Origin of the sequence: Pseudomonas kitaguniensis, from assembly GCF_009296165.1 — a bacterium.
Classification (GTDB): Bacteria; Pseudomonadota; Gammaproteobacteria; order Pseudomonadales; family Pseudomonadaceae; genus Aquipseudomonas; species Aquipseudomonas kitaguniensis.
This window is the reverse complement of record NZ_VUAZ01000218.1, coordinates 1-9,224: the sequence shown is the minus strand read 5'-3', so window position 1 is coordinate 9,224 and position 9,224 is coordinate 1. Positions and strand designations below refer to the sequence as shown.

Sequence of the window (9,224 nt, the reverse complement as noted above, 5' to 3'; positions counted from 1 at the left end):
GCCTTTGAAGCCTTACACAGCATCCAACTTGAGGAAGATGCCGCCAACCGGGCCGGCACCCCGGCGCCGGTCTGGTCTGAACGTCAGTTGGCCACGCAACACGATAATCAGCTGATCAAGTTGAACTACGAACGTCGCACCGGCGCCCGCTCCTCAGGCGCGTTTAACACCAGCAAAGTGTATGAACCGAACCTGGATTGTCGCCAGTTGCTCAACGCCATGGCCGATTTTCGGCGTGACTATGTGCCGGAATGGACCTGGCCCGCCGGTGAACTGTTCAGCCTTGGCACGCTTGCCAACACCTTGGTCGGTGGCCTTGTGTACATGACCAACGCGCAAGACGAAGCCCAGCACTATGCCGACCTGCGCGAGGCCGGCGAGATGAACTGCGCCAACCTGTTCGGCGCAGACGGCAAATCGTTAAACGACAAGGTCTACCCGATCATTCAGATGTTTGATGAACACGTGCACGACTCGCGCGCCTGGTTTATGAACGCGGCCTTGAATGAACGGGAAATTTTCAGCGACTACTTTCGTTATCGCGGCATATTTTTCGACACTGAAACCAATAACCCGTTATCGCTGTTGGTCACCGCCGAACGCGTGGTGGGCGTGGGGTTGGCGGTCGCCAGTGTTGGCCTGACAATCAGGCGCCGCAACCCACGCTACCTGATCGGGTTGATTGTTCCGTCGCTGGGCACGCCGGTGATTCGCGGCAAGGTGGATTTCCCGAGCATCCGTGCGTTTGACCGTGTCACCGGTCTGACACTGCCAATGCTTGAGGGGCTGGAGGCGATTCGCGCCTTTACCGCCGAAACGGGCGCTGCGTCAGAAGCGGCAAAGGCCTTGCCGGTGCCGCCTGCATTGACGGCGAGCACCGCCACGACTCAAGACTTGATCGAGATACTCAAAGCCTCGCAGGCATTGGAGGCCCAGGCACCACCCTCAAAAAACTGGCTGGACCAGGCCAAGGGCGCGGTGGCAAGTGTGACGCCTTAGAGCGTACACCAGCGTTCAACGATAAAAGTCTTTGAGCATTAAAGTCCTGCCCGAATGACACCCTTCAGCCGAATAATCCTCGCGTCAGAACTTGCCGAACGCTGACTTTGCGGCGAGTATCAGCCTGACGCCTGTGCCGATGTAAAATCGGGTTACATTTCTACGCTTCACGCTGAGTGCTTTCGCCCCATTTTAGCGCGCGCTACCGGGTTGTTTCATCGGCGAACCGCCTATTTACGGCTTCTTCACCAGCGGCCCGTATCTTGCTAGAGCCAAGCTAATCAATGACATGGCATTTTGCCGTTAGTTATATCAAGGCTTCGCCCGCCGGTGCTCCGCGTGGGTTGTTTTAGGGGTTAGTCGGCCATGCACAGTCTTTTATCACCCGGTATCCGCCTGCTCGGGCGTTTCGGTTTTGCGCGCAAATTCCAGATTCTGTTCATTATGTTCATGCTGCCTCTGGTGGGCAGCCTGTGGATGATCGGCCAGGACTATCGCGAAAAATTAGCGGTGATTTCCAGCGAGAAGTCTGGCGTTAGCCAGCTATTGGCCATGGAGGCTCTGGATGGGCAATTGACGGCCCAGCGTAACCTGGCGGCGCGCTGGAAAGCGGTGGACATCCTGCATACCCAGACGCCTGCGGTTCAAGCGGCGATGGACAAGGTCGATGCCGGCAGCCCGGTCATCCTGAAGAGCCTGCAAGTACTGGGCGACTCGCTCAAAGCCGAGCATGCCAGCGCCGACACCTTGACGCGTTTTGAGGCGTTGCAGGCCACCGTCAAGGGCATGGACTCCCAAGCCTTGCGCACTGTGGGCTGGTGGCCGGACGGTTATGACCGCTTCACCGCCGCCTTGACCGCCGTGCAAGCCCTGCGCGAACAGATCGCCCTCGACACCGGCCTGATCCTCGATCCTTGGCTGGAAACCTACACGCTGATGCAAATATCCACCCAACAGACGCCGGACCTGATCGAGCGCATCGGCCGTATGGCGAGTGTTGGCGAGTCGTCCATCGCTTCGGGGCAGTTCACCTTGCAAAGTCGCTTGCAGATGCGTGACCTGCGCAGCCGCATTGGCGATGCGCGCGACCAACTGGTCAAGGCCGCTGCCTCGCTCAAAGCCAAGCAATATGAGGGGCTCGAACCGTGGACGGCGCAATACGACAGCAGCCTGCAATTGCTCGATAACCAACTCAAGCTGTTGGACGACGGCGTTTTTGGCGGCACTATCAAGCTTGACATGGCGGGCTTCGACCGCAGTGTCGACAGCATGCTTGGCGCGTTAGGTACGTTGCGCAACCAGTCGCTGAATTCGATGGATCAGCGCTTGAGTTATTACCGCGATCTGTCGTTCCGGCACTTCATCCCGGTGGTGGCGACCTTCAGCCTGTTGGCACTGGCGGCGCTGTACCTGTTTATGTGCCTGCAGGCTGCTATTCACCGCAGCGCCAGCGGCATTACCACGCTCGCCGAGTCCCTGCGCGACGGCAACCTGTGCGTCGAAGTGGCGGTGGAAGGCCGTGACGAACTGGCCGCCATCAGCACCGCGCTTAACGTCGCGGTCGTGCAATTGCGCACCAGCCTGCTCGGGGTTAATCACGAGACTCAACTGCTCGGCTCGGCCGTGCTCACGCTGAATTCGCAGTCGGGCAGCACCCTTACAGAGGTCGAAGACCAACAGTCACAAATCAGCCAGATCGCCGCCGCCGCCACGCAACTGGCGGCCACCTCGATGGGCGTCGCCAGAAGCTGTGAACAAGCGGCTGGCAGCGCCCAGCAAACCCGGCGCATTGCCGAAGACAGCAGCCGCGACAGCCAGCGCACCACGGCCAGCATCCAGCAACTCAACCAGCGCCTGACCGACACTGCTAACGCGTTGGAGCAAGTCAGCCAGCAAGGGCAACAGATTCAATCGGTGGTCGACACCATTCGCGGCATCGCCGAACAAACCAACTTGCTGGCGCTTAACGCGGCCATCGAGGCTGCACGCGCAGGCGAGCAGGGCCGTGGTTTTGCGGTGGTGGCGGACGAGGTTCGCAGCCTGTCGCAACGCACCCAGGCGTCGACGGCGCAGATCGCCGGCACGGTCGACAGCCTGCGCGCGACGGTCAGCCAAGCGGTGACGCTGATGGGCGCCGCATGCGAACAGGCGCTGACTGACGCGGAGTCCGTCACCGGGCTCGGCACGCGGCTGGGCGAGATCGCCGGCGCGGTGCAAAACGTCACCGACACCCTGGCGCAGATCGCGACGGCGGTAGAAGAACAGGCTGCGACCGCCGACGAGGTCAGCGGCAACATCCAACAAGTTGATCAGGCCGCCGGGCGTTTGCTCGATGGCGCGCGAGCCGTCAACCGCGCGGCAGATACCCTGAGCAAGGGCAGCCAGGCGTTGAGTGACAACACCGCGCGTTTCAGGTTGGGCTGAGGGCTATTGCGCTGAGGTGTGCAGGATCTCAATCCACAGCGCACCCTTGCCAGATGGCGCTTCGCCCACACGCTTCAAGGCACCTGTGTCGCTGACCGCATAGGTGCCGACTTTCTCGCTTTTTTCACCGGTCACCAGCAACCAGTGGCCATTCGGTGAAAAGGCGATATTGCGCGGCTGCTGCTCTGCGACCGGGTAGTTGTCGACAAACCTTATGCCACCCGTGGCGGTGTCCACCGCAAAGGCCGACACCGAACTGCTGGTGCGCTCGCTCATCAGCAGCAGCTTGCCATTCGGCGACATGCGCAGGTCTGCTGCCCAGATACGCGGCGTCGGGTCGTCCTTGAGGTCATTGTTGCGCGCGTCACGCACTTCGCCATGGGCCAATTTCAAGCGCTCGGGAATGCCATTCGCCATGCCAGTCTGGGTGAGTGCGCCGGTGCTGCCATCGATGGAAAATACGCTGACTGTGCCGCTCATTTCCCCCACCACGTAGAGGTATTTGCCGTCCGCAGAAAAGGCCAGGTGCCGCGGCCCGGTGTTGGCCGCAACACTTACATAGCCGCTGCCAATCGGCGTTAACGCGCCCGTGTTGGCGTCGAAGCGGTATTGCAGCACATGGTCCGCGCCCAGATTGCCCGCGTAGGCAAAGCGATTGCTCGGGTCGGTGCGCAGCGAGTGCGCATGTGGGCCGGTCTTGTAGGTCTGAAGGGTGCCGGAGGGTTTTCCAGCCGCGTCAATCGCTTGCACGCTCAGGGTGTCGGCACCGTAAGAGGCGGCGAGCAGGTAACGCCCGGCACGGTCAGTCGCAAGGTACGCCATGCTTTCAGCCAACGGCGCCTTGGACTGCGCCGTCAACCGCCCGGTCGTGGGGTCGACGCTGTACCCTTGAACCTGAAACGGCTTGACCCGCAACGCGGCAAACAAGGTTTTACCGTCGGGGCTGAGGGCCATCGGGTTGACCTGATCGCCGGCATTCACCTGATCGATAAGGCTCAGCGCGCCGTTGCTTTCGTCCAGGCGATAGTGGGAAATCAGGCCGTCGCCGGGGCTGGAGATATACGCAAAAGTAGCGGCGTTCGCGTGCACGCTGAGGCCGCACACGACAGCGGCGGCCATGAGAAGGGGTTTACTCACGAGTGATCCTTTATTTTTATGGTTGTGATCAGTCATCGTATGACTATGTTTGAGTCAGGGCAATGGGTCGCCTACATTCACGGCACTCCACGTGGGTCGCGTAGTCTGTTTGCTATACACCCACTCTTGTTCAGCGGAGCCCTTATGATCACTGTCCACCACCTCAACAACTCTCGCTCGCAACGCATCCTTTGGCTGCTTGAAGAACTCGGCTTGCCATACGCAATCAAGCGCTACGAGCGCGACCCGAAAACCAACCTTGCGCCACCCGAACTCAAGGCCATCAACCCGCTGGGTAAATCGCCGGTGATTGAAGACGGCGCGCTCGTGCTGATCGAGTCCGCCGCGATTATTGACTACCTGATCCGCCGCCATGGCCAGGGTCGCCTGCAACCCGACCCTGCCACCGCCACCTACGACAAATACGTGCAATGGCTGCACTTCGCCGAAGGTTCGGCCATGCTGCCGCTGATGCTTAACCTCTACGTCGGCCGCCTGGGTGACGCGGGCACGCCGTTGCACCCGCGTATTGAGTCGGAAGTGGCCAATTACCTCGGCTACCTGAACGACGTGCTGGCGGATACCCCGTATTTGCTGGGTGACGAACTGAGCGGCGCCGACGTACAAATGAGCTTTATCGGCGAGATCGCCAAGGCGCAAGGCAAGTTGCAGGCCTACCCAAACCTGGCGGCGTGGGTGCAGCGGTTCCAGGCGCGGCCGGCTTATCGCGAGGCGGTGGAGCAGGGCGGGGAGTACGCATTTGCCAAATAGCCGCGGAGCTATCGTCGAGCGTTAGCACGGCGGGTATTCACGCCGTTCGATATAACCGCCACGCTGTCGGCGCTGGCGAGCGCGGCGTAGTCGCCGCGCACCGCTATCTTCAAACCTTGGGAACTCTGGTGCGCGGCCGCGGCAGGCGTGTAAACGCGCACGCGGTAGTGAGCCGCCAGTTGCTCAAACGCCAGGGCAACTTCACACACCATGCAGCCGGGTTAGCGCAGTAACGACACGTCGGAGCCCGTGATAGGTGTGAGCATTAATGCCCCCTGTTTTAGCAGCGTGCCGTGTGCTGGGCGTTGATTCAAGCCGCATGGCACTGCCAGTTCCGAATAAGACCAAACACGCACGGAAAAATCAGCAAGCGCTTCGGATTTTGCCGATAGGGTCGGTTCAAAGGTGCCGATTAATATCCGCTTATTAAGTGGAGAGTTAATCTAAGTACTGAAGGAAAGACGTATGCAGCAAGTGACGGCCCATTCAACAACTGGCCCCAGGCGTGCAACGTTGGTAGTCAGCCTTGCCACGACTGCGCAAGAGGTACGCGAAGCTCAACAACTGCGGTTTACAGTATTTAATCAAGTGTTCGAGATGTCGGCAGTGGCCAATGCGGGCGGCATTAATGCGGATGAGTTCGATGACTACTGCGATCACATAATTGTTCGCGATACTAAAACGTCATGCGTGGTGGGCACGTATCGCGTCATGAGCCCAACAGCGGCCCACCGCATGGGGCGCTATTATGCCGAACAAGAGTTCGACATGAGTGGCCTGGGTCCTGTACGCACCTCTGTTATCGAACTGGGCCATGCTTGCATTCATCAAGATTACCGCAGTGGCAGCGTCCTCAGGCTCTTGTGGGGCGGCCTGGCGAGGTATATCCAGCGTGAGCGCTGTGAATACCTGATCAGTTGCTCCAGTGTCAGTGCATCGGACGGTGGCCGGAATGCCGCAGCCCTGTATCACGCTTTTACCTCAAAACATTATGCGCCCGCCGAGTTTCGCGTGACGCCTTATGACCCCTTTCCCATTCACGCCTTTGACGCCGCGTATGTGCCCGTCATCCCGACTTTGTTAAAGGGGCATTTGCGCAGGGGCGCGTGGGTCTGTGGACATCCCGCGTGGGACCGTGATTACAACTCAGCGGATTTTTTTATGCTGTTACCGCTGTCGAAACTGAACGGCCACTGTGCGCAGGTTAACGGTAAAAAAGATCAGCCGTTATAAAACGCTCACCGACGCCGCGTGATAATGAAATTATCAACGTGCTGGCTGACGCTCACACTCATGAATGAAGACGCTCATTGCCATGTACTTACACGACGAAAGAAACACCGCGTTCGAACTGATGCCGCATATGGTCGAGTTTCTTGAAGGGGCCGCGTTGCTTGATCTTGAGCGCGGCGAGCCGAAACGATTGGCCGACATGTTCCGATCGGTTGGCCTGCCCGGCCTGGCCATCGCAAAGGAATTGGGCGGAGCGGGTATCAGTGCGCTGAAACTGGCACAACTGCACACGTGGGTCGGTGCGCATTGCCCTTCGCTGGCGTTAATGATGACCATGCATCATCACACCGTCGCCGGCATGATGGCGGCCGCGCGGTTCTTTCCGGACATTCAGGGGTTGTTAGGCCTGGTCGCACGCGACAACTTATTGGTGGCTTCCGGATTTTCCGAAGGGCGTGCGCATGCACCTATTCTGGAATCGACGATGGCCGTCGAAAAAATCGCGGGCGGTTACTTGGTTAATGGCAGCAAGAAACCTTGCACGATGACGCATAACTTTGACGTGATCACGTTTGGCGTCAACTACCTTGACCCTGAGGGTGAGACCCATGTGGGTATCGGTGTAGGTTTTGCGGGCGACGCCAGTATCGAGCGCACGCCGTTCTGGTCTGTGCCGCACTTGCTGGCGGCAGACAGCCACGAAGTGACCTTCAATAACTTGATGGTTCCCGACGCCATGATGTGTTTCAGCGCTGCCGTCGATGATCAACTGGATGACGCGCATCAGGGCACGGGGAACCACTTGTTGGCGATCTGGTTTCAACTGCTGGCGTCGGCGTCTTACCTGGGCATGGCCTCGGCGCTGGCGTCACGGGCCTTGTCAGCCAATAAAGGCTCACTTGATGACCGAGCGGCGCTGCTGATTGACCTGCAAGGTGCCACGATGGCACTGCGCGGTTTGGCCGGCTCGATTGACGAAAACCGATTTTTGCGCAGTGACTTGGCGCGTGCACAGGCAACAAGGTTTTCCATACAGGCGGCCGTGAACCGTATTAGCACGCGCGCCTTCGAAATTCTGGGAGGCATGACGTTCATGTCGTCCGAGGAAGTCGCTTACTTGCTGGTTGCCACGCGTTTATTCGCCTTTCACCCCACGTCCAAACTCGTCAGCACCCCCTTCCTGTGTGAACAACTGATTTAAACGACGTAGCGGGCGAGTCGCCGCTTTACCGGCGGGCCAGGCGCGCGCGCCAATCGCCGCCGTGCTGGGCGCTGCAATCTTCTTCGCAATCGAACTGCACGCAGCGCTCCAAGGGCACGGGCGGCGATTCGGTGTCGTGCAGCGCAGCGGCGGTCAGCTCACGCATCCATTCGCCTGCTCCGCCGGCCAAGGCCTGGTCCTTATTGGCCCGCGTGTCGAACACCCATGTCACGCGAAGGCTGTTGGCGAAGGCTGCGTAGTCGACGGTATGTGTCAGCCAGATGAATCCTGGAATGTCGCCTTTGGCGGTTTCGCAGGCCTCGGTGAGGGTGGCGACAAGGCGGCGTTCGAGGCGGGCGTTGTCGCGTTTGGTTAATTTCATAGGGGCTCCCCAAGTGCGCAAACGCCTTAGATTAACAGCGTGCCGATGATTTTGAACCAAGGCGCCCCGTCGCGACGGGGCGAACACATTTTGTTGACTCGCTGCCAGCGCGAAAGCGGCCCCTTTCTTTGCCAACAGGGCTACCATGCCATCCCCGGCAGTGGTTCACGCGCTACCGACTTCTATCTTTTAAGGTACTGCCATGACCATCGACCAAATCTCCCTTCCCAAAGGCGTTGGCCCTCACGCCACTAAACTGCTCGACGCTATCACCGGCGCGTCCACCCAAGAAGAACTCAACCGCGCTGGCGGCAAAGCCGAAGGTTTTGTGTTGGGGTTGGAATCGGCCAAAGCCATTAAAAGCCAAATCGCCGAGTCGTTGTATGTGGCCTATGACGACGCGGCAAGTAACCGAGCCGCTGAGTTGAAGGGCTAAACGTTAGCCAGGGCAGGGCGCTTCGCGGTCGAGCAGTTTGGCCGTGAGGAGCACGCCCAGTTCGCTCAGTTGATGGATGGCCAGCGCGATGTCGCGGTGTTTGCCGCACAGGTCTTCGGACAGGTCGAGCAGCAAGGTGCTGACTGAGGTGAAGGTTTCGTAGCTGTTGGTGATCAGGGTTTCGGTGCTGGCGTCGGCAGCGACGGTGAAGAGGGTGGTTGAGTCAGGGTTGATATTAACCATTGTCAAGTTCCTTGCTTGGGCCACAACCTCATCGCTACTAAACGAAAGGGTGGTAGCTGAACGCAGGTTAGTAGACCGGTGGAACCTAACAAAACCGGCGCGCCCGAGGGCGCCCTGCGCACAGCCACCATCAAGCACAGACAGGGACGTCTGACAGATGAGACTTATGCACGTGTTAGGTTAAACCGTAGGCTACTAAACCCGATCACTGAGAGATTCAGCGACCGAGCAACCTTAGAGACGGGCACCTGGGTGCACAAGTCGGCGGATTCTGACGTACGCGTAGGCAATGGAGCAAGGTGCTGTGTGCTTAATGCACGGGGCTTGTGCGTTCTGGTTTGCCTGGTGCATCGTGTGTGCAGGTTTTTGGGTTGCTGCGCAGCCCAACGCGAGCAAGC

At 59.3% G+C, this 9,224-nt stretch carries 10 protein-coding genes; 6 read left to right on the top strand and 4 right to left on the bottom strand.

Annotated features, from left to right (window positions below; all coding sequences use genetic code 11):
- Together F0169_RS26710 and F0169_RS26705 are read left to right on the top strand one after the other, a co-directional pair.
- Positions 1–999, top strand: a 999-nt coding sequence (locus tag F0169_RS26710; protein WP_482822454.1) for a T6SS phospholipase effector Tle1-like catalytic domain-containing protein, incomplete at its 5' end; no start/stop codon positions are given.
- A gap of 366 nt (positions 1,000–1,365) precedes the next feature.
- Complete coding sequence (locus F0169_RS26705) at positions 1,366–3,423, top strand: methyl-accepting chemotaxis protein (protein WP_122250609.1); 2,058 nt, start codon at positions 1,366–1,368, stop codon at positions 3,421–3,423.
- 3 nt (positions 3,424–3,426) lie between these two features.
- Here the strand turns inward: F0169_RS26705 and F0169_RS26700 are convergent, their stop codons facing one another.
- Positions 3,427–4,596, bottom strand: coding sequence for a lactonase family protein (locus F0169_RS26700; RefSeq protein WP_152748098.1), 1,170 nt, complete (start codon positions 4,594–4,596; stop codon positions 3,427–3,429).
- Positions 4,597–4,704: 108 nt separating this feature from the next.
- Here F0169_RS26700 and F0169_RS26695 point away from each other — a divergent pair, with 108 nt between their 5' ends.
- A complete protein-coding gene (locus F0169_RS26695; protein ID WP_152748097.1) occupies positions 4,705–5,331 on the top strand; it encodes a glutathione S-transferase family protein in 627 nt (208 codons plus the stop codon).
- Positions 5,332–5,339: 8 nt separating this feature from the next.
- On the opposite strand, the gene F0169_RS26690 is transcribed toward F0169_RS26695, so the two are convergent.
- Positions 5,340–5,540, bottom strand: a complete 201-nt coding sequence (locus F0169_RS26690; protein ID WP_152748096.1) for a hypothetical protein — start codon at positions 5,538–5,540, stop codon at positions 5,340–5,342.
- Between the two features lie 256 nt (positions 5,541–5,796).
- On the opposite strand from F0169_RS26690, the gene F0169_RS26685 reads away from it, so the two are divergent.
- Both F0169_RS26685 and F0169_RS26680 read left to right on the top strand, forming a co-directional pair.
- Positions 5,797–6,564: a GNAT family N-acetyltransferase gene (locus tag F0169_RS26685; protein ID WP_152748095.1), complete on the top strand. Its 768-nt coding sequence runs from the start codon at positions 5,797–5,799 to the stop codon at positions 6,562–6,564.
- A gap of 82 nt (positions 6,565–6,646) precedes the next feature.
- Positions 6,647–7,765 (top strand): acyl-CoA dehydrogenase family protein, encoded by a 1,119-nt coding sequence (locus F0169_RS26680; protein WP_152748094.1) that lies wholly within the window; start codon positions 6,647–6,649, stop codon positions 7,763–7,765.
- A gap of 25 nt (positions 7,766–7,790) precedes the next feature.
- On the opposite strand, the gene F0169_RS26675 is transcribed toward F0169_RS26680, so the two are convergent.
- The gene (locus F0169_RS26675; protein WP_152748093.1) at positions 7,791–8,147 is read right to left on the bottom strand and encodes a hypothetical protein; all 357 of its coding nucleotides are present in this window, start codon (positions 8,145–8,147) and stop codon (positions 7,791–7,793) included.
- Between the two features lie 202 nt (positions 8,148–8,349).
- Here F0169_RS26675 and F0169_RS26670 point away from each other — a divergent pair, with 202 nt between their 5' ends.
- On the top strand, positions 8,350–8,583 hold the full coding sequence (locus tag F0169_RS26670; RefSeq protein WP_152748092.1) for a hypothetical protein: 234 nt from the start codon (positions 8,350–8,352) through the stop codon (positions 8,581–8,583).
- Positions 8,584–8,586: 3 nt separating this feature from the next.
- On the opposite strand, the gene F0169_RS26665 is transcribed toward F0169_RS26670, so the two are convergent.
- The gene (locus F0169_RS26665) at positions 8,587–8,826 is read right to left on the bottom strand and encodes a DUF6124 family protein (RefSeq protein ID WP_152748091.1); all 240 of its coding nucleotides are present in this window, start codon (positions 8,824–8,826) and stop codon (positions 8,587–8,589) included.
- Between the last annotated feature and the right edge of the window lie 398 nt (positions 8,827–9,224).